Annotated in this window: 17 protein-coding genes; 12 read left to right on the forward strand and 5 right to left on the reverse strand. The window is 71.1% G+C overall.

What is annotated here, in order from left to right; translation table 11 throughout:
* Positions 1-93: 93 nt before the first annotated feature.
* Positions 94-1,110, reverse strand: coding sequence for a LacI family DNA-binding transcriptional regulator (locus ACZCAH_RS12435; RefSeq protein WP_464341373.1), 1,017 nt, complete (start codon positions 1,108-1,110; stop codon positions 94-96).
* 469 nt (positions 1,111-1,579) lie between these two features.
* On the opposite strand from ACZCAH_RS12435, the gene ACZCAH_RS12440 reads away from it, so the two are divergent.
* The 7 genes from ACZCAH_RS12440 to ACZCAH_RS12470 all read left to right on the forward strand — a co-directional run bounded on the left by ACZCAH_RS12440 (position 1,580) and on the right by ACZCAH_RS12470 (position 9,306).
* Positions 1,580-2,914 carry an extracellular solute-binding protein gene (locus ACZCAH_RS12440; RefSeq protein ID WP_464341374.1) on the forward strand — a complete coding sequence of 445 codons (1,335 nt, stop codon included), beginning with the start codon at positions 1,580-1,582 and terminating at the stop codon, positions 2,912-2,914.
* Positions 2,915-2,939: 25 nt separating this feature from the next.
* A complete protein-coding gene (locus ACZCAH_RS12445) occupies positions 2,940-3,932 on the forward strand; it encodes a carbohydrate ABC transporter permease (protein WP_464341375.1) in 993 nt (330 codons plus the stop codon).
* Entirely contained in the window at positions 3,929-4,879 is a 951-nt protein-coding gene (locus ACZCAH_RS12450) for a carbohydrate ABC transporter permease (RefSeq protein WP_464341376.1), read from the forward strand. The genes ACZCAH_RS12445 and ACZCAH_RS12450 overlap by 4 nt, the downstream gene beginning before the upstream one ends.
* Positions 4,880-5,226: 347 nt before the next feature.
* A complete protein-coding gene (locus tag ACZCAH_RS12455; protein ID WP_464341377.1) occupies positions 5,227-6,495 on the forward strand; it encodes an ABC transporter substrate-binding protein in 1,269 nt (422 codons plus the stop codon).
* On the forward strand, positions 6,492-7,532 hold the full coding sequence (locus ACZCAH_RS12460) for a carbohydrate ABC transporter permease (protein WP_464341378.1): 1,041 nt from the start codon (positions 6,492-6,494) through the stop codon (positions 7,530-7,532). The genes ACZCAH_RS12455 and ACZCAH_RS12460 overlap by 4 nt, the downstream gene beginning before the upstream one ends.
* Positions 7,529-8,383: a carbohydrate ABC transporter permease gene (locus ACZCAH_RS12465; RefSeq protein ID WP_464341379.1), complete on the forward strand. Its 855-nt coding sequence runs from the start codon at positions 7,529-7,531 to the stop codon at positions 8,381-8,383. Before ACZCAH_RS12460 ends, ACZCAH_RS12465 begins: the two co-directional genes overlap by 4 nt.
* Positions 8,380-9,306, forward strand: coding sequence for a glycoside hydrolase family 43 protein (locus ACZCAH_RS12470; RefSeq protein ID WP_464341380.1), 927 nt, complete (start codon positions 8,380-8,382; stop codon positions 9,304-9,306). Before ACZCAH_RS12465 ends, ACZCAH_RS12470 begins: the two co-directional genes overlap by 4 nt.
* 189 nt (positions 9,307-9,495) lie before the next feature.
* Here ACZCAH_RS12470 and ACZCAH_RS12475 read toward each other — a convergent pair whose 3' ends face one another.
* From ACZCAH_RS12475 to ACZCAH_RS12485, 3 genes are read right to left on the reverse strand one after another with little or no spacing between them, the layout of a single operon-like run.
* Positions 9,496-9,990 carry a dihydrofolate reductase gene (locus ACZCAH_RS12475; protein WP_464341422.1) on the reverse strand — a complete coding sequence of 165 codons (495 nt, stop codon included), beginning with the start codon at positions 9,988-9,990 and terminating at the stop codon, positions 9,496-9,498.
* A gap of 41 nt (positions 9,991-10,031) precedes the next feature.
* Entirely contained in the window at positions 10,032-10,838 is an 807-nt protein-coding gene (locus tag ACZCAH_RS12480; RefSeq protein WP_464341381.1) for a thymidylate synthase, read from the reverse strand.
* Positions 10,835-12,061, reverse strand: a complete 1,227-nt coding sequence (locus tag ACZCAH_RS12485) for a LacI family DNA-binding transcriptional regulator (protein WP_464341382.1) — start codon at positions 12,059-12,061, stop codon at positions 10,835-10,837. The genes ACZCAH_RS12480 and ACZCAH_RS12485 overlap by 4 nt, the downstream gene beginning before the upstream one ends.
* A gap of 389 nt (positions 12,062-12,450) precedes the next feature.
* Here ACZCAH_RS12485 and arfA point away from each other — a divergent pair, with 389 nt between their 5' ends.
* The 4 genes from arfA (at position 12,451) to ACZCAH_RS12505 (ending at position 16,683) form a co-directional block, all read left to right on the forward strand.
* A complete protein-coding gene (gene arfA / locus ACZCAH_RS12490; protein ID WP_464341383.1) occupies positions 12,451-13,965 on the forward strand; it encodes an arabinosylfuranosidase ArfA in 1,515 nt (504 codons plus the stop codon).
* A 33-nt stretch (positions 13,966-13,998) separates the two neighbouring features.
* A complete protein-coding gene (locus ACZCAH_RS12495; protein WP_464341384.1) occupies positions 13,999-15,621 on the forward strand; it encodes an alpha-N-arabinofuranosidase in 1,623 nt (540 codons plus the stop codon).
* 214 nt (positions 15,622-15,835) lie between these two features.
* Positions 15,836-16,183 carry an ArsR/SmtB family transcription factor gene (locus ACZCAH_RS12500; protein WP_329746190.1) on the forward strand — a complete coding sequence of 116 codons (348 nt, stop codon included), beginning with the start codon at positions 15,836-15,838 and terminating at the stop codon, positions 16,181-16,183.
* Positions 16,180-16,683 (forward strand): SRPBCC family protein, encoded by a 504-nt coding sequence (locus tag ACZCAH_RS12505; RefSeq protein ID WP_464341385.1) that lies wholly within the window; start codon positions 16,180-16,182, stop codon positions 16,681-16,683. The genes ACZCAH_RS12500 and ACZCAH_RS12505 overlap by 4 nt, the downstream gene beginning before the upstream one ends.
* Before the next feature lie 103 nt (positions 16,684-16,786).
* Here the strand turns inward: ACZCAH_RS12505 and ACZCAH_RS12510 are convergent, their stop codons facing one another.
* The gene (locus ACZCAH_RS12510) at positions 16,787-18,313 is read right to left on the reverse strand and encodes a hypothetical protein (protein WP_464341386.1); all 1,527 of its coding nucleotides are present in this window, start codon (positions 18,311-18,313) and stop codon (positions 16,787-16,789) included.
* 311 nt (positions 18,314-18,624) lie between these two features.
* Here ACZCAH_RS12510 and ACZCAH_RS12515 point away from each other — a divergent pair, with 311 nt between their 5' ends.
* Positions 18,625-20,310, forward strand: coding sequence for a ribonuclease J (locus ACZCAH_RS12515; protein ID WP_464341387.1), 1,686 nt, complete (start codon positions 18,625-18,627; stop codon positions 20,308-20,310).
* Positions 20,311-20,512: the final 202 nt, after the last annotated feature.

Genomic DNA, 20,512 nt, shown 5'->3' on the forward strand with positions numbered 1-20,512 from the left:
AGTGTCGGCTGGCGAGCCGGATCGTGCCCCGCGTTGGCTCGTGAGTCGACAGTGTCGACCGCCTGCAGCCGAGGCAGGCGCGGGCTCTCTCCGTCAGTGCGTCCGCTCGGGGCGGGTCGAGCGGCGGACCACGAGCCGCGGCGGCAGGGTCGTCGGCGCGTGCGGCGCAGGCTCGGAGCCGTCGAGCACCTCCAGCAGCCGGTGCAGGGCGAGCCGGCCGAGCTCGGCGAAGGGTTGCGAGACCGTGGTCAGCGACGGGATCAGGTACTCCGCCCCGACGGTGTCGTCGTACCCGACGACGGCGATGTCCTGGGGCACGCGCCGCCCGTGCTCGTGCAGAGCGTGCAGGGCGCCGATCGCCATCATGTCGTTCGCGGCGAAGATCGCATCGGGGAGGCCGGCCTCGAGGAGTCCGCAGGTCAGCTCGTAGCCGGAGCGGGGTGTCCAGTCGCCGGGGGCGGTGGTCGTGCCGTCGATCCCCAGCTCGCCGAGCGCCTGCTCGAAACCGTCGCGCCGGGCACGGGCGTCGAACCAGTCCGGCGGCCCGGGCAGGTGCGCGACGGTCCGCACGCCCGTCCGCGCCAGGTGGTGCACGACCTCGCGCGCCCCCCGATGCTGGTCGACGCCGACCACCTCGACTCCCGGCGTCGATGTCGGCTGCGCCGAGACCGCGACCACCGGGATCGAGGCCGCCGCCGCGGCGACCACCGGCAGCATCCCCTCGTGCGCGGCGACGACGAGGATCCCGTCCACCCCGGAGCCGATCAGGCTCGCGCCCGCCGCCGCGTCGGCCGCGGCCCCCACCGTCGTGAGCAGCACCGAGTAGCCGGCCTCCCGTGCCGCGGTCTCGATCGCGGTCGCCGTCTCGGCGGGGCCGAACAGCGAGGACCCGTCGGTGAGCAGGCCGATCAGGGAGGAGCGGGTGGTCTTCAGCGCTCGTGCCGCGCGGTTGGGGGTGTAGCCGAGCTCCTCGATCGCCTGCTGCACCCGGTGCCGGGTGGTGGGCCGCACGATCTCCGGCTCGTTGAGCACGCGCGAGACCGTCTGATAGGAGACCCCCGAGCGCGCGGCGACATCCGCCATCGAGGGGCGTCGCGTCGTCGGAGTCATGAGCGTCCTTGGTCGTCGAGGAGATGGGTGCGCCGGGGAGACGGGCGGGAGCGAGGTCGGCTGCAGGTCGCGGCGAGATCGAGGAGCCGACCCCGACTCTTCGGAGGAGTCGGCCGTGCCGGGGCCGACTGTCCATTCGCGACCACCGGGCACGCCCCCGGAGGTCCCGGGCGTGCGTCGATGTGAACGTTAGCACCGTGCATCTCGCCCGTCCCCGGCATCCGTCACCGCCACCGTCCGCCCGTCCCGGACCGACCCCGAAATGCCCGGGCACTCTGTCTGTTGACCCACCCTTTGCAACGATGTAAATTCTCGAGCAGAAGACGGACGACGATCGGGTGCCCCCGCGCCGCACAGGGCGCGAGCCGGCCCCGACCACGAAGAGGTGGACCGCATGATGCCGACGACCCCACGTCCCGGGACTCCCGACCCGGGCTCCATCCCCATTTCCGGCGGAACCCCCGCCGGGATGAACCCCACGAAGGCCGCTCGCACCCCCGGCCCCACCCGCCGCACCCTGCTCAAGGGCCTCGGCGGGATCGGTGCCCTCGGCGCGGCGGGCTCGCTCGCCGCCTGCTCCGGGGCCAGCGCCCGCGGCACCGAGGAGATCGCCTTCTGGCACCTGCTCTCCGGACCGGACGGCGTGACCCTGGGCGAGATGATCGACGGCTACATGGCCACCGACGGCGCCGCCCGCGTGCAGCAGACCGTGCTCGGCTGGGGCGCCCCGTACTACACGAAGCTCGCCATGGCCTCCGCGGGCGGCCGCGCCCCCGACCTCGCCGTCATGCACGCCGCCCGCGTGCCCGGCTATGCCCCCGGCGGCCTGCTCGACCCCTGGGACCTGGACCTGCTCGGCGAGTTCGGGATACGGCAGGAGGACTTCCCCGAGCTGATCTGGGAGAAGATGGTCGTCGACGGGACGCTGACCTGCATCGCGCTGGACTCGCACCCCTTCGTCCTCTACTACAACACCGAGATCGCCGAGGCGGCCGGGGTGCTGGGCAGCGACGGCTTGTTGCTGCCCACCGACACCCCCGAGGACTTCCGCGCCCTCGCCCTCGAGCTCGGCGCGCAGGCCCCCAGCGGCTACGGGCTCAGCTGGGGCTATCTCGGCGACGGCTCCAACCAGTGGCGCATGTTCTCGACGTACTACACGCAGCTCGGAGGCACCATCGAGCTCCCGCTCGGCGGGACCATGGGCTACCAGGAGGAGCTGGTCATCGCGGCGATCGAGTGGATCCTCTCCCTCATCGACGGGGAGGTCGGCAATCCCGGCCACGACGGCGGCACCGCCATCTCCGAGTTCGCCACCGGCGGCAGCGGCGCGTTCTACGGCGGCGTCTGGGAGACCGGCAGCTACAAGAACGAGGGGCTGCCCTTCGACATGACGGTCATCCCGGGGGTCCTCGGCGAGCCGACCGCCTTCGCCGACTCGCACTCCTTCGTGCTCCCGCACCAGAGCAGCCCCGATCCGGAGCGTCGTCGTGCCGTCCACGGCCTCGTCGCCCACCTGCTCCAGAACTCTCTCACCTGGGCCGGAGCGGGTCACATCCCCGCCTACGCCCCGGTGCTCGAGGACCCCGGATACGCGGACCTCGTCCCGCAGTCCCACTACGCCGACGCGATCGACCACCTGGTCTACGACCCGCCCGCCTGGTTCACCGGTTCGGGCAGCGACTTCCACACGTACTTCGGCAATGACATGCAGAACGTGTGGGCGCGGCGCACCGACCCGCTCGAGGGCTGGAACGCCTTCGTCGCCCGCATCAACGACCTGCTCGCCAAGCCGAGCCCGATGTGACCGGCCCCGTCGAAGGAGACGAGAGATGACCACCGCCGACGGCCTGACCGCTCCCAGCGGTCCCCGCACCGCCCAGACCGCACCCGCCGTCCAGCCCTCGTCGGCCGCCGCCGGCGGAGCCGACCGCTCCGAGGCCCGACGCCGACGCCGCCGCGCCGAGAACCTGCGTGGCTGGATCTACTGCCTGCCGTTCCTCGCCGCGTTCGGCCTGTTCCTCATCTGGCCGACGGTCTACGGACTGTGGATGAGCTTCACCGGCACCAGCCTGGCCGGCACCAACACCGACTTCGTCGGCCTCGCCAACTGGACCGAGGCGCTCAGCGATCCGAACGTGTGGACCTCGCTCGGCAACACCGCCGGGTTCACGATCTTGTCCACCATCCCGCTCGTGCTCATCGCGATGGGCCTCGCGATCCTGGTGAACATCGGCCTGCCCGGCCAGTGGTTCTGGCGTCTGGCCTTCTTCCTGCCCTTCCTGCTGGCCTCGACCGTGGTCTCGAAGTTCTGGAACTGGATGTACAACCCGCAGCTGGGCCTCGTGAACACGGTGCTGAGCTGGTTCGGGATCACCGGCCCTGCGTGGCTGCAGGACCCGAACACCGCGATGATCGCCGTGGTGCTGACCACCGTGTGGTGGACCATCGGCTTCAACTTCCTGCTCTACCTCGCGGCGCTGCAGAACATCCCCGACCAGCTCTACGAGGCGGCGTCGCTCGACGGCGCCGGACGCTGGCGGAAGTTCCTCTCCATCACCCTGCCGCAGCTCGCGCCCACGACCGTGCTGGTGCTCGTGCTGCAGCTGCTCGCCTCGCTCAAGGTCTTCGACCAGATCTACCAGATGACCGGCGGCGGTCCCGGCGGCTCGACCCGCCCGGTGCTGCTCTACATCTACGAGGTCGGCTTCACCGGCTACCGGCTGGGCTACGCCTCGGCGATCTCCTACATCTTCTTCTTCCTGATCATCGCGATCTCCATCGCGTACATGGTCATCTCGAGCCGACGGAGCGTGAAGGCATGAGCACCGCGAACCCCACCAGTCCCACAGCCGCCGCCGTCAGCACTCGCGGCGGTGCCGCCGTCGGGTCCGCCGGAGCCGCGGGCTCCCGCCCGGGTGCGGCCGACGGGGTCCGCCGTCGGCGCCGGACCGACCCGGCGCGCGTGGTCGCCTTCGTGATCCTCGCGGTCCTCGCCCTGCTCTGGCTCGTGCCGGTGCTGTGGGCGGCGCTGACCTCGTTCAAGACCGAGGCGGAGGCCGCCGCGTTCCCGGTGACGATCATCCCCGAGAACGGCTTCACCCTCGACGCCTACATCACCGTGCTCACCTCCGGCCAGGTGCCGCGCTGGGCGTGGAACAGCCTGATCACCTCGACCGCGGTCACGGTCATCACCGTGGTCATCTCGGCGCTGGCCGGTTACGCGCTCAGCCGCATGGACTTCGCGGGGCGGAAGGCGATCATCGCCCTGATCGTCGGCTCGATCATGATCCCCGGGCAGATCCTCATCGTCCCGCTGTTCCACCTCATGCTGGGGCTGAACCTCGTGGACACCTACTGGGGGATCATCCTGCCGCAGGTGGTCGCGGCCCCGATGGTGTTCATCCTGATGAAGTTCTTCGACCAGATCCCGCGGGAGCTCGAGGAGGCCGCGCTGATGGACGGCGCGAGCCGGCTGAAGATCCTGCTCAGCATCGTGCTGCCGCTGTCGCGGCCCATCCTCGGCGCGGTCTCGATCTTCGTGTTCATCGGGGCCTGGAACAACTTCCTGTGGCCATTCATCGTGGTCAACGACGCGAGCCTGATGACCCTGCCGACCGGTCTGCAGACCGTGATCAGCGCCTACGGCATCCAGTACGCGCAGAACATGGCCCAGGCGATGCTCGCGGCGCTGCCGCTGATCGTGGTGTTCCTGTTCTTCCAGCGCCAGATCATCAAGGGCATCTCGACGACGGGCATCGCCGGGGCCTGACGCGGCGGCCCCGCCCATCGGTTTCTCATGGGTTGCGGCGCCTGAGGGAGAACGTTCGCCGGAACATGCTCCCTCAGCCGCCGTGATCGGGGATCCGGCCGCCGCCGACTGGGGATCCGCCCGCCGCCTCGCTCCGTGACCGACTTGTTGCCATCCGGGTGGTGCGCAACACGGATTACAACGTTAGACTCCGGCTGTCGCACAGTCGCGACGACGGGCAGGAGGGTTCCACGGGACTCGCCGACAGGGCCCCATCGAGCCCCTCGCGGGAGCTCGCAGGACCCGTCCGTCGGCCCCGGGCACTCGCGCCCCGGGCCTCGAGCTGGAACACATCAAGGGAGATGGTCATGGCACGCAGCACTCGGTTCAGCAGGCGGAACATGCTCGCGCTCGGCGGCGCGGCAATGGCGGGCATGGGTCTCGCGGCCTGCGGCGACAACACCGGCGGGCTCACCGGTGGCGGTGGAAGCGACGGCGGCGGCGACGGCGCCGCGCTGTCGCAGTGGTACCACCAGTACGGCGAGGAGGGCACGCAGCAGGCGGCGACCTCCTACGCGGAGTCCTACCCGGACGCGAAGGTCACCGTGAACTGGGTGACCGGCGACTATGCCACCAAGCTCTCCACGGCCCTCCTCTCCGGGGGCGGCGTGGACGTCTTCGAGAACAACGGCATCGCCGTCGATCAGGCCGAGCAGGGCCGCTACGTCGATCTGACGGACGTGATGGACCCGGTGAAGGGCCAGTTCAACGAGGCCTCGCTGGGCCCGGTCACGATCGGCGACCAGGTCTGGGGCATCCCGATGCTGCTCGACCCGCAGCACTTCTACTACCGCAAGAGCCTCTTCGACGCGGCCGGCATCTCCGTGCCCGAGACCTGGGACGACCTCGTCGCCGCCGCGGAGGAGCTGACCACCGACTCGCAGAAGGGCCTCTTCCTCGGCAACAATTTCGACGCCTGCGCGTGGGCGATGGTGTGGGCCGCGGGCGGCAGCCCCCTCAACGAGGCGAAGGACGCCGTCAACTACAACACCCCCGGCTACGCGGAGGGCCTCGGCTCGATCGCCGCGATGCAGAAGGCCGGCACCCTGCTCACGGGCGCCCCGTCGGACTGGGCCGACCCGGCCGCCTTCGGGGCGGGCCTCTCCGCGATCACCTGGGGTGGCTGCTGGGCGCTGCCGGTGCTCGAGGCGGCCCACGACGACATCGGCGTCTTCCCGCACCCCGCCGTCGGCACCGGCGGCAAGCAGGTCGCCTTCATGGGCACATGGAACGCGCAGGTCGCCGGCAACTCGGAGAACATCGAGGCGGCGAAGGCGTTCGTGAAGTGGCTGTGGGTCGACCAGACCGAGCACCAGACCGACTGGTCCCTGAACTACGGCTTCCACATCCCGCCGGTCACCGCGACCGCGGACCAGGCCGAACTGCTGAAGTCCGGCAACGGCCTCGAGATCGCCACCATGGCGAAGGAGATGGGAGTGACCGGCACCCCGGAGTGGACCGGCGATATCGACACCCCGCGCGCGGATGCCGTCTCCAACATCCTCAAGAACGGCGCCGACGCCGCCACGGAGCTCGCCGCCGCGGAGGAGGCCAGCAACCGGGCGATCGCATCGTGAGCACGCAGAGCACGGCGCCGGCCCCCACCTCGGGCCGGCGCCGGGCCGGCGGCGCGACCGGGGCGACGAGCCCCGCCCGCACCGGCCCCACCCGCATCAAGGGCAACGGGGTGGCCTTCTGGCTGTTCTTCACGCCCTTCCTCGTCGGCCTCGCGATCTTCACGATCATCCCGCTGTTCTGGGGCGCGACCCTGAGCCTGTTCGAGGCCCGCGGCACGGTGCTGCCCACCGAGTTCGTGGGGCTCAAGAACTTCCGCAACTTCCTCGTCGACACCGCGTTCCTGAAGTCGCTGCGCACCTTCACCGTGTTCGCGGTCTTCATCGTGCCGGTCACGATGGTGTGCTCCCTGGGCCTGGCGGTGCTGGTCAACGGTCTGCCGCGCTTCCAAGGCTTCTACCGCTCGGTGTTCTTCCTGCCGACGGCCTGCAGCTACGTCGTGGCCTGCGTGGTGTGGCGGCTGTCGCTGTTCAACGGCCTCGAGTCGGGGATCGTCAACCAGATCCTCGGGGTGCTCGGCATGGACCCGATCGCGGCGTGGCTCTCGGCCTCGCCGTACTGGTGGATCGTGCTGGTCTCGGTGCGGCTGTGGCTGCAGGTCGGGTTCTACATGCTGCTGTTCCTCGCGGGCCTGCAGGCGATCCCGACGCAGCTCTACGAGGCGGCGGCGGTCGACGGGCTCAGCCCCGGCGGCTTCCGCATGTTCCGCCTGATCACGCTGCCGCAGTTGCGCACCACCTTCGCGGCGGTGCTCCTGCTGCTGCTCATCGCCGCCTTCCAGGCGTTCGACGAGTTCTACAACCTCACCGGCAACAATCCCGAGACTAGGCCCCCGCTCGTGTACCTGTACAACATCGCCCTCGGCTCGCAGCAGGACTTCGGCGCCGGCTCGGCGGGCGCGCTCGTGCTCACCGCGATCATGGTGGTCGCGGGGCTGCTGCAGACCTCCTTCGTCGGCTTCGGCTCGAACGACGACGGGCGCCGCCGACGCTTCGGGTTCCTGCGCAAGCGCCGGTCCGCCGACGGGGGTGCGCGATGACCGCCCAGCTCCACATCGTCGGCTCGGGCCGACGCAGCCTCGGCCTGACCCTGCGTTATGTCGTCGCCTCGGTGCTCGCGCTGATCTTCCTCATCCCGTTCTACGCGATGATCAAGACGGCGCTGTCCACCAACGACGAGATCTACACCAGCGAGTTCACGTTCTGGCCCGCCGACCCGCAGTGGCAGCGGATCCCGGAGCTGCTCGCCGATCCGATGTTCCTCACGGCGATGAAGAACTCGGCGATCATGGCGGTGGTCTCCACCTCGCTGACCATCCTCATCGCCTCGCTCGCGGGCTACGCCCTCGCACGCATCCCGAACCGGGCCGCGAAGCCGATGTTCGTGCTGGTCATCGTGGTGCTGCTGGTCCCGGCGACGACGGCCTTCGTCCCGAACTTCATCATCGTCGCGTCCCTCGGCTGGATCGGGACGCTGCGCGGCCTGATCATCCCCGGGCTGTTCAGCGCCTTCAACGTGTTCCTGTTCCGGCAGTTCTACCTGGGCTTCCCGCGGGAGGTGGAGGAGGCGGCGTACATCGACGGTGCCGGCTTCTTCCGCACCTTCTTCCGGGTGGTCTTCCCCAACACGCTGCCGTTCGCCTCCGCGCTGACGGTGCTGGGGCTGATCGGCTCGTGGAACGCCTTCCTGTGGCCGCTGGTCGTGGCGGGCAACGGGACCGGGGCGATGACGGTGCAGATCTACCTGTCCTCCTTCCTCACCGCGCAGACCTTCGACTACGGCGGGCTGTTCATGGCGGCCACGCTCAGCCTGATCCCGGTGCTGATCGTGTTCTTCGTGCTCCAGCGCTACCTCGTCGCGGGCATCGCGGCGACGGGGCTGAAGGGATGAGCCGGGCCGTCCCCGCGTGGGACGTGCCGCTCGCCGATCCCGCCGTCGTGCGCCTCGACGAGGGCTGGATCGCCTACGGCACGGGCCCGGTGACAGACGGCCGGGCCGTGCCCGCCGCCCGCTCCCGAGACCTGGTGACCTGGGAGGGGATCGGTAACGTGCTCGAGACCCTCGACCCCGAGGCGGGGGACTCGTACTGGGCGCCGGAGGTGTGCGAGCGAGACGGCGCCTGGTGGATGTACTTCTCCGTCGGCCACGACGACCGCGGGCACCTGCTGCGGGTCGCCCGGGCCGACGCCCCCGAGGGGCCGTTCCGCGACCAGGGTCTCGTGCTCACCCCGGACGAGCTGTTCGCGATCGACGCCTCGCCGTGCCGTCTGCCCGACGGTCGCTGGTGGCTGTTCTTCGCGCGGGACGTGCTCGACCACGAGCGGCCCGGCACCCACCTCGCGGGAGCCGAGCTGCTCACGCCCACCACCCTCGGCCCGATCCACGAGGTCCTCGCCCCGTACGACGACTGGCAGATCTTCGCCCACGACCGGCCGATGTACGGGCAGGTCCTGGACTGGCACACCCTCGAGGGACCGCATGTCATCCTCGCCGAGGACCTGTTGCTGATGACTTTCTCGGGCGGGTCCTGGCAGGGGCCTGGCTATCGCACCGCCTGGGCGTGGGCGCGCTCGCCGGAGGGTCCGTGGACCGTGCCCGGAGCGGGCGAGGACGTGCTGCTGCGCAGCGACGACGAGTTCATCGGCCCGGGTCACAACTCGGCGACGACGGGCCCGGACGGTCGGCCGCTGATCGCCTTCCACGCCTGGGACGAGGCGGCCACGGGCCGCTACCTGCACCTGCGGGAGCTCGCCCTCGGCACCGACCCGCCGACGCTGCGGGTGCTGCCTCGCACCGCAGGCGAGGGGCGCTAGGCCCGGGTGGGGCGAGGGACCCTGGCCCCTTCCGCCCCACTCGGCGGTTACCCACGGGTTGCGGCGCCTGAGGGAGCACGTTCGCCGGAACATGCTCCCTCAGGCGCCGCTCTGCGTGCCGGGGTGCCGGGGCGCAGAGGTGTCGGGGCGCAGGGGCGCGGCGGGCGGTCGTGGGCGTCGACCGGGCGCTCAGCGGCGGTAGGTGAGGACCCGGAAGCGCAGCCCGTCGGCCGACTCGTGCCAGCCCTCCGCGGGATCCGCCCCGGCCAGCCGGAACTCGGCGGGGATCGCGGGGGCGAGGGTGTCGCCATCCACCTCGAGGTCGATCTCGGTGACCACCAGGACCTCGGCGACGTCCATCGCCGCGGCGTAGATCGTGCCGCCGCCGATCACCCAGGTGGTCACCACGGCTCCGGCCTCGCTCGCCGCGAGCTCGAGCGCCTCGGGCAGCGAGCGGGCGCGCACCGCGCCGGGCAGCTCGAGGTCGTCGTCGCGGGTGATGACGATGTTGGTGCGGCCGGGCAGGGGGCGGAAGCGCGGCGGGAAGGACTCCCAGGTGCGCCGGCCCATGACGACCGGGCTGCCGGCGGTGGTGCGGCGGAAGTGCTTCAGGTCCTCCGGCAGGTGCCAGGGCATCGTGCCGCCGGCGCCGATCACGCCCCCGCGGGCCTGCGCCCAGATCATCCCGATCCCGGGCACCTCGGTCGCGGCGTCGTCGGCCGCACTCACACCGCCACCGGCGCCTTGATGCCCGGATGGTGCTGGTAGCCGACGATCTCGATGTCCTCGAGCTCGTACTCGAGGATCGAGGCGGGCCGACGGTTCAGCCGCAGCGTCGGGTACGGGAACGGCTCCCGCGCGAGCTGCCGCTCCACCTGCTCGACGTGGTTGTCGTAGATGTGGCAGTCCCCGCCGGTCCACACGAAGTCGCCGACCTCGAGGTCGGTCTGCTGGGCGACCATGTGGGTCAGCAGCGCGTAGCTCGCGATGTTGAACGGGACGCCCAGGAACAGGTCGGCGCTGCGTTGATAGAGCTGGCAGGACAGCTTCCCGTCGTGCACCTCGAACTGGAACAGGGCGTGGCAGGGGGCGAGCGCCATGGCGGGGATGTCGGCCGGGTTCCAGGCGGAGACGATCAGGCGCCGCGAGTCCGGGTTCGTGCGGATCTGCTCGACGACCTGGGTGATCTGGTCGATCACGCCGCCGTCGGGCGTGGGCCAGGAGCGCCACTGCGCGCCGTAGACCGGGCCGAGATCCCCGTTCTCGTCGGCCCACTCGTCCCAGATCGTCACCCCGCGCTCCTGGAGCCAGCGCACGTTGGTGTCGCCGCGCAGGAACCACAGCAGCTCGAGGAACACCGACCGGGTGTGCACCCGCTTGGTGGTCAGCAGCGGGAAGCCCTGCGAGAGGTCGTAGCGAATCTGCCGACCGAAGAGGCTGCGGGTGCCGGTGCCGGTCCGGTCGCCCTTCGCGGCGCCGGTCTCGAGCACCGCGCGCAGCAGGTCCTCGTAGGGGGTGGGGATGGTGGTCACCGGGGGAGCTCCTCGAGGTCGACGGCGGACGGGTCGGGGGCGGTTGTCTCGGAGTCGGGCCGGTCGAAGACGATCGGGTCGACGGAGGTCGGCTCGAAGGCGGTCTGGTCGACGGTGGCCGGCTCGACGTCGGTCCGCGCGGAGTCGATCGACTCGCGGCGGCCGACGGCGGTCGAGTCGCGCTTGACCAGCGTGTAGGGCACGTCCACGGTCCGGGGCGGACCGTCGTAGCCCGCGATCCGCTCGGTGATCAGATCGAGCACCGTGGCGGCGAGCTGCTGCTTGTCAGGGGAGATGGTGGACAGCGACGGGGAGGTGAAGGGGGCGTCCGGGGTGTCGTCGTAGCCGATCACGGCGACGTTCTCGGGCACGCGCCGCCCCAGCCGGCGCAGCCGCGCGAGCACGCCGATCGCCAGGTCGTCGTTGGCGCACACCACCCCGTCGACGTCGGGCATGCGCTCGAACAGCGCCGCCATCCCGTCGAAGCCGTCCTGGCGATGCCAGTCCCGCACCTCCTGCAGCACGGCGCGCTCGGGGTCCAAGCCGTGCTCGTGCAGCGCCCGCGTGAATCCAGCCCGACGCAGTGTGCCGGAGCTGTGCGGCTGCTCGCCGTGGGGCGAGGTGATCGCGCCGAGGAAGCCGAGCCGCGAGCGGCCCTGCGCGATCAGGTGCGAGGTCGCGTCGAAGGCGGCCGCCTCGTTGTCGATGCGCACGTAGTCCGACCCACGGGGCAGCGCCTCCGGCAGGTGCTCGCCGATGAAGACGGTGGGCTGGCTGGTGCGATCCATGCGCGCCAACTCCTCCTCCCACAGGTGCAGCGGGTTGAAGATGACGCCGTCGCCGAGCACGCGCTCGAAGCCCTGCAGCACGGTGCGCTCCGCCTCGGGGCCGCCCTCCGTGGTGTGCACGATGATCGTCAGCCGCCGCCGCTGGGCCGCCTCGATGAAGGCCTGCGCGATGTCGGAGAAGTAGGTGAAGGTCAGCGACGGCAGCGCGAGGGTGATCATCCCCGAGGACCCGGTGCGCAGCTGCTGCGCGGCGACCTGCGGGCGGTAGCCCACCTGCGCGATGGCGGCCCGCACCCGCTCGCGGGTCTCGGGCTTCACATGGGGGTAGTCGTTGACGACGTTGGAGACCGTCTTGATCGACACCCCGGCCAGCTCGGCCACGTCGCGCAGACGCGGCGGGCGATGCCGACCGGTCGGCGGGGCGGGGGGAGTCATGGCGATGATTCTCGCACCGACGGGGGAGCGGTGGCGGGCGCCGGGCCGAGATCACCTCGCGCGGCGGGGTGCGCCGCCCGGAACCTCCGCAGACTTGGGGGAATCCGGCCCGAATAAGCCCATGTCTGCGGGGGTTCTCACCGCGGGGGTCAGGGTGGTGGGGACGGTGGGGACGGCGAGGACGAGGTCGGGGTGGGGCGGACGGGGACGGTCTGCCGGGCCGGACGAGGGGAGAATGTCCGTTGACTCGCCGCCCGCCCTGTGACAGGCTTGTTTGCAACGTTGTAGAACTCGGGCGGCACCACCCGTTCTGCAGCGCCCGCTCAGCCCCGCCCGGCCCGGTCCGTCGCATCGTCGCGACCCGGCCCCGCCCCCGAAGGATCCTCACTGTGGCCTCGACCCTCGCACTCACCCTGAACCCCGCCTTCCGCGTCGCCCCCGTGCGCCGCCGCACCTTCGGCGCCTTCGTCGAGCACCTGGGCCGGTGCGTCTACACCGGCATCTACGAACCCGAGCACCCGAGCGCCGACGCCGACGGCTTCCGCGCCGACGTCCTCGCCCTCACCCGCGAGCTCGGCGTGAGCTCCGTGCGCTACCCGGGCGGCAACTTCGTCTCCGGCTACCGCTGGGAGGACGGCGTCGGCCCCGTCGAGGAGCGCCCCGCCCGGCACGACCTCGCCTGGCACTCCACCGAGCCGAACACCGTGGGCCTCGACGAGTTCATGGCATGGGCGAAGAAGGCCGAGGTCGAGCCGATGTACGCCGTGAACCTCGGCACCCGCGGCATCGAGGAGGCGCTCGACGTCCTGCAGTACGCGAACGCCCCCACCGGTATCGCGCTCTCGGACCAGCGCGCCGAGAACGGCCATGAGGAGCCCTACGGCATCCGGATGTGGTGCCTCGGCAACGAGATGGACGGACCCTGGCAGGCCGGCCACAAGACCGCCGAGGAGTACGCGCGCATCGCCACCGAGGCGGCCCGGCTGATGAAGCAGGAGGACCCGGAGCTCGAGCTCATCGCCTGCGGCTCCTCCAGCTCCTCGATGGAGACCTTCGCGGCCTGGGAGAACACCGTCCTGACGGAGTCCTACGACCTCGTCGACATGATCTCCGCCCACGCCTACTACTCGGAGAAGGACGGCGACCAGGCCTCCTTCCTCGCTTCGGCCGACGACATGGACCACTTCATCGACTCCGTCGTCGCGACCGCCGATCACGTGCGCGCGAAGCTCAAGCGCGAGAAGCGGATCATGATCAGCTTCGACGAGTGGAACATCTGGTACCAGCACCGCGCCGAGTCCCGCCCGCCGAGCGGCGATGACTGGCCCGTCGCGCCCGTGCTGCTCGAGGACACCTACAACGCGATGGACGCGGTGGTCTTCGGCAACCTGCTGATCTCCCTGCTGCGCCACAGCGACCGCGTCGCCTCCGCCTCCCTCGCCCAGCTGGTCAACGTGATCGCCCCGATCATGACCGCCCCCGGCGGGGACGCCTGGAAGCAGACCACCTTCCATCCCTTCGCCCTCACCTCCGCGCACGCCCGCGGCGAGGTGCTCGACGTGCGCCTCAGCTCGCCGCGCTTCGAGAACCCCCGCTTCGGCAGCAGCACCTCCGGCGACGCCGTCGCCACCTGGGACGAGCAGTCCGGTGCGCTCAGCGTGTTCGTCGTGAACCGCGGGGCCGACGAGGAGCTCGCGCTCGCCGCCGATCTCTCCTCCTTCGGCGACCTCGAGCTGGTCGAGGCCGTGACCCTCCACCACGAGGACCCCTACGCCGCCAACACCCAGGACGCCCCGGAGACCGTTGTCCCCGCGGCGAACGACTCCATCGCGCTCGAGGACGGCCGGCTCGTCGGCTCCCTCCCCGCGATCTCCTGGTCCCTCGTCCGCCTCGCCCGCCGCTGACCCGTCGGCCCCTGAACAGGAGCACCTGCACCGATGACCGAGAACACGCCCACCCTCGCGAGCGACCTCGTCTCCGCGCTGACCACCCCCGCCGGCGGGTCCACCGGACCCAGCGCCCGCCGCACCACGGGACCCGCCCGGGTCGTGGTGGACCTGGACCTGCCCGGGGCCACGATCTCCCGGCATCTGTATGGCCATTTCGCCGAGCATCTGGGTCGGTGCATCTACGGCGGGTTCTTCGTCGGGGAGGACTCGGAGATTCCGAACACCCGCGGCATCCGGGACGATGTGGTGGCGGCGCTGCGTGCGCTGCATATCCCGAACCTGCGCTGGCCGGGCGGCTGTTTCGCGGATGAGTACCACTGGAAGGACGGCATCGGCCCGCGCGAGCAGCGGCCGCGGATGGTGAACTCCCACTGGGGTGACGTGGTGGAGGACAACTCCTTCGGCACCCACGAGTTCCTGGACCTGGTCGAGCTGCTGGGCACCGAGGCGTACGTGAACGGGAACGTCGGCTCGGGCACGGTGCAGGAGATGAGCGAGTGGATCGAGTACCTGACGCGCGAGGATGATTCGCCGATGGCGGCACTGCGCCGGGCGAACGGTCGCGACGAGCCGTGGAAGGTGCCGTTCTTCGGGATCGGCAACGAGTCCTGGGGCTGCGGCGGGAACATGCGCGCCGAGGACTACGCGGCGCTCGCGCGTCAGTACTCGACCTTCGTCCGTGACCATGCCGGGAACCAGGTCACCCGCATCGCGGCCGGCGCCTCCGACGGCGACCTCGCCTGGACCGAATCGCTCATGCGCGCGGTCACGAAAGTCGAGCACGCCGACGGGAAGGCCGGTCCGTACCAGGCCATCTCCCTGCACTACTACACGATGTCGGGGCCGTGGTCGGACAAGGGCTCGGCCACCGAGTTCACCGAGGACGAGTGGTACCTGACCCTCGCCCGCGCCGCCCGCGCGGAGGAGCACGTGGCCCGCCACGCCACCGTCATGGACCGCTACGACCCGCACCGCAAGGTGGGCCTGGTCCTGGACGAGTGGGGCACCTGGTGGAACGTGGAGCCGGGCACCAACCCGGGCTTCCTGTACCAGCAGAACACCGTGCGCGACGCCCTGGTCGCCTCGATCCATTTCGACGGCTTCCATCGTCACGCGGACCGCCTGATCATGGCGAACATCGCGCAGACCGTGAACGTGCTGCAGGCGATGATCCTCACCGACCCGGACACCGGCGCGCTCGTGCTCACGCCGACCTACCACGTGTTCGCCATGAACGCGGGGCACCAGGACGCCGCCGCGCTCGAGGCCCATGTGCTCCTGCCCGAGGAGTCCGAGGTGGTCGACGGGCGGGTGCTGCCCCGCATCTCCGCCTCCGCCTCGCTGCGCGCCGAGGAGGGCACCGCGCTGGTCTCCCTCTCGAACCTCGACGCCGCCGAGCCCCGCACCCTGGTGCTGGACCTGCGCGGCCGCGAGGTGGTGGGCCACACCGCGACCGTGCTGACCGGCGCCTCGACCGCCGCGCACAACACCCCGGAGCAGCCCGACGCCGTCGCGCCCGCGCCGCTCACGGACGTGCGCGAGCACCCGTCCGGGCTCGAGGTGACCCTGCCCCCGCACTCGGTGGCGACGGTGCAGCTGCAGCTCGGCTGAGGCGCAGGCTGCGGCCGACGGGCCAACGGGCCAACGGGCCAACGGGCCAACGGGCCAATGGGCCAACGGGCCAACGGGCGGAACGGCTGATGGGCCGGCACTCCGGGGAGGTATCCCCGGGGTGCCGGCCCTTTCTCAACCCAGGGGTTGACGACCCTGCTCACGGAGCGTACCGTGATGGTTATCAACCAGATGGTTGAGGAACGGGAGGGTGATGGACGCCGACGATCTCTCGAAGGCCTTCGCCGCCCTGGCCGACCCCACGCGGCGGGATCTCGTCTCCCGCCTGACCCTCGGTGACGCCACCGTGGGCGAGCTCGCCGCTCCCTACGACATCTCGCTGCAGGCCGTGAGCAAGCACCTCGCGGTCCTCGAGTCCGCCGGCCTGGTCACCCGCCGGCGCGACGCCCAACGGCGCCCCGTCCACCTCCACGCCGAGGTGCTCGGGGAGCTGACCGCCTGGATCGACCGCCACCGTATTGCCGCCGAGGCCCGGATGTCCCGGCTCGACGAGGCGCTGGCAGAGCTCAGCAGCACCGACACCGAGGAGACCCCGTCATGACCACCACCGACCGCTTCAGCACGGCCGCCATCGAGGCCGACCCCGAGCTGCCCCTGATCCGCATCACCCGGGACTTCCGGGCGAGCGCCGCGCAGCTGGTCCGCGCCCACACCGACCCCGAGATCTACGCGGCGTGGTGCGGCCCCAAGAGCCTCGACACCCGCATCGACCACTGGGACGCCCGCACTGGCGGCTCCTGGGCCTTCACCAACATCGACCGCGAGTCGCAGGAGGAGTACTCCTTCCACGGCTGCTTCCACGAGGTCCGCGAGGACCGCCTCGTGCAGACCTTCACCTTCGACGGCTTCCCCGACGGCGTCTCTCTGGACACGATGACCTTCGAGGATCTCGGCGACGGCTGGACCCGCATGCACAGCACGTCCCTCCTCGACTCCTTCGAGGCGCGCGCCGCGATGCTCGAGAGCGGCATGGAGGTCGGCGTGAACGAGGGGTACTCGACGCTCGACGCCCTGCTCGAGAGCGGGTCCGTCGGGGACTGACCGCCGCTCGGACGTCCGACGGCGCCGGTCGCCCCTCCGCGGGGCGGCCGGCGCCGTCAGGTCTTCTCCCGGTCGTCTCTCCGCAGCGCCGCGGCGAGCCCGCTTACTGGTACGACACGAACCAGGGCCGCGGCTCGACAGCGTAGGTCTCCTCGGGCGTGAAGGTGGGGGAGTCCTCGTCGTAGAAGTTCTTCCACGCCATGAAGATCCCCTCCGGCAGGCCCTGCTGCAAGGCGTTCCAGGTGGCGAGCTTGTCGCCGGGCGCGCCGTGGCCGTCGGCGTGGAGGGTGATCGCGAGCTCCGTCCGGGAGGTGTCGATCGTCTCCCGCTCGGTGATCATCCGCAGCGTGAACTGGTGCAGGATCAGCAGCTTCTGCGGCAGGCCGTGCTCGGCGGTGAGGTCCGCCAGCCACGTGACCACCGAGTTCACCTCCGCCCCGGTGACCGAGCCGATCTGCTCGAGGTGCTTCTGGCCGGGCTTCAGCCGCCACTCGGAGTCCAGAGCGAGGCCGACGTGCGGCTCGAGCAGCAGCTCCTCGTAGCGCTGCGCCTGGGTGAGGAAGTCGGTGGTGCCGGGCTGGAGATCCAGCACCACGTACACCCCGGCCTCGCCCGCCGCGTCGACCCATTCCCGCAGCGAGTCCACGGAGAGCTCCCGCGAGTAGTCGCCGTCGCCGCCGGGCATGTCCGCGGCGATCGTCGCGATGATCTCGAAGGCGGGGATCACCAGCTCGTCGGTGAGTCCCTGGTAGTCGGCGGCGAGCTGCTGCGTGCGGGCGATCGTCTCGTCGAGCCCCTGCTCACCGAGGATCCCCAGCGAGGGCACGCCGGGGGAGCCGTAGGCCGCGACCATCCGCCGACCGGGGAAGGCGATCTGCCCTCCGCCCGGCAGCTCCGGGGTCGTCGCGGCGCGCTCGAGGGCGCCGGCGAGGCCGTCGCTCGCGCCGAAGCTCTCGCCGAGGGCGAGCACGCCCGTCGTCGGATCATCGCCGACGGCGGCACGGGCCGCGGCCACGGAATCGGAGCTCCGGCCCAGCTGCCCGCCGGGCACCTGGGCGACGGTCCCGCCGGCGGCGGTGACCAGGGCCGACGCGACCGGCGCGGCGGGCAGGGCCTGCTCCGGGTCCAGCAGCAGGGTGAGTCGTTCGGGGGCGGCGCCGACGGTGACCGTCGGCAGGTCGGCGGAGGGATCCTCCGCGGCGAGGTCCACCTCGACCAGGTCGCGGCTCTCCCCGAGCACGCCGGGAGCGTGGCCCTCCGGGACGACGAGGGTGCGCGCCCCGAGCCGGTCCAGCTCCTCGCCCAGCTGCTCCTCGGTGATCTCCCCGTCGGGGCCGACGAGCAGCGGCAGCCGCGCCGGCCCGGTGAGCGCGGCGAGGGCGTCGGCCGCCTCGGCGGGGGCGATCGCGACCACCTCCGCGGACTCGACCAGTAAGGCGATCAGCGAGAGCGCCGTCGCCGCGGGCGAGGCGGCGGGGAGCACGGTCGAGGGGGTCGGGTCGGCGACGTAGACGACGCTCGAGCCGTCGGCGTCCTCGGTGCAGGCCGCGAGAGCGGGGAGGACGGGGACGGCCGTGAGCGCGACCGCCGTGCGGGCGAGCGCGCGGCGGGACAGGAGCGGGCGGGGCACGAGCGGGCCGGTGCCCCCGTCGGCCGACCCGCCGCTCCGCACCCCCGGAACGGTGCCTCCGGTGCGTCGTGCTCCCACTGCCTCACGCCCTTCCCGTCGCGGCGGCGCGGGGTGTCTCCCCGGCCCGCGGCCGTCGCCATGGTGGCAGATCCGCCCCGCGAAAGGTGATTCTCGTGTCGGTTCCGGCCCAGAAGGCGGGATCTGCGCCCAGACCCCGTACGTTGAAGGGGCGGACGCCGCAGCGGGACCCGATCCCGCGCGCTCCACCACAGACCTCTGTCCCTGTCCCTCCGTCGAAGGAAACCTCCTCCATGCCCTCCCCCCGCACCAAGCTCTCCGCTCCGCCGCGCCTGCCGAAGAACGGCATGCGCATCACCCCGCTCGGCGGCCTCGGCGAGGTCGGCCGCAACATGACGGTGTTCGAGCACGCCGGCAAGCTGATGATCGTCGACTGCGGCGTGCTCTTCCCCGAGGAGCACCAGCCCGGCATCGACGTGATCCTCCCGGACTTCACCTCGATCCGTGACCGCCTCCAGGACATCGAGTGCATCGTCCTCACCCACGGCCACGAGGACCACATCGGCGGTGTCCCGTACCTGCTCAAGGAGCGCGCGGACATTCCGCTGATCGGCTCCGAGCTGACCCTCGCCTTCCTCACCGCGAAGCTCAAGGAGCACCGCATCACCCCCAAGACCGTGCAGGTCGAGGCGGGGCAGAAGCATCGCGCCGGGGTCTTCGACCTCGAGTTCGTGGCCGTGAACCACTCCATCCCGGACAGCCTCGCGGTGTTCATCCGCACCAAGGCCGGGACCGTGCTGTGCACCGGCGATTTCAAGATGGACCAGTTCCCGCTCGACGGCCGCATCACCGACCTGCGGGCCTTCGCGCGACTCGGCGAGGAGGGCGTGGACCTCTTCCTCACCGACTCCACCAATGCCGAGGTCCCCGGCTTCACCATGAGCGAGCGGGAGCTCACCCCCGCGATCGACCGGGTGTTCGCCACGTCGCCGCGCCGCATCATCGTCTCGAGCTTCGCCAGTCACGTGCACCGCATCCAGCAGGTGCTCGACGCCGCGCACGCCGCCGGCCGGAAGGTCGCCTTCGTCGGCCGCTCGATGGTACGCAACATGAAGATCGCCGCCGACCTCGACTACCTCGACATCCCCAGGGGTCTCGTCGTCGACTTCCGCAAGATCCAGTCGATGCCCGACCACAAGGTCACCCTGATCTGCACCGGCTCCCAGGGCGAGCCGATGGCGGCGCTGGCCCGCATGGCCAACGGCGACCACCAGATCCAGGTGGGCGAGGGCGACACCGTGCTCATGGCCTCCTCGTTGATCCCCGGCAACGAGAACGCGATCTACGGGATCATCAACAAGCTCACCGACCTGGGCGCGAACATCGTCCACAAGGGCAACGCGAAGGTCCACGTCTCCGGCCACGCGAGCGCCGGCGAGCTCGTGTACTGCTACAACATCGTCAAGCCGAAGAACGTCATGCCGGTGCACGGCGAGTCCAAGCACCTCCACGCCAACGCCGAGCTGGCGCGGAAGACCGGCATCCCCGAGAAGAACGTGGTCATCGCGCAGGACGGCGTGACCGTCGACCTCATCGCCGGCCAGGCGAAGATCTCCGGCAAGGTCGAGGCCGGGCTCGTGTACGTCGACGGGCAGACCATCGGCGCCGCCACCGAGGACACCCTCGCCGAGCGCCGGCTGCTCTCCGGCGGCGGCGTGGTCACCGTGGTCGCGCTGATCGACCCGAAGACCCACAAGCCGGTCGAGCCGGTCGAGTTCCTCACCAAGGGCTTCGTCCACGACAAGAAGACCTTCCAGGGCGCCGCCGCGCAGGTCGAGAAGGCCCTCGTCCAGACCCGGACCGACGGCATCGACGACATCGCGAAGATCGAAGAGATCGTCGTCGAGACCGTCAGCACCCACCTGCGCCGCACCTACCGCCGCGAGCCCGCGGTGATGGCCGTGGTCATCGACGCCTGAGTCCGACCGACGGGCCGACGGTCGCTCCGTCGACCGGTCGGGCCGTCGGTTCCTCACGACGGCCCCTCCGGCCCGCCTCGCGGCGGCGCGGGAGGGGCCGTCCGCGTCGGCAGCGCTCTCGCGACGAGAGCGGAGCAGTGACCGCCCGGCTGATCCGGTATCGACCTTCGACGTGCGACCAGCAGGGCGATCCTCGACAGAC

This window comes from Brachybacterium sp. B718/18 (assembly GCF_055454375.1).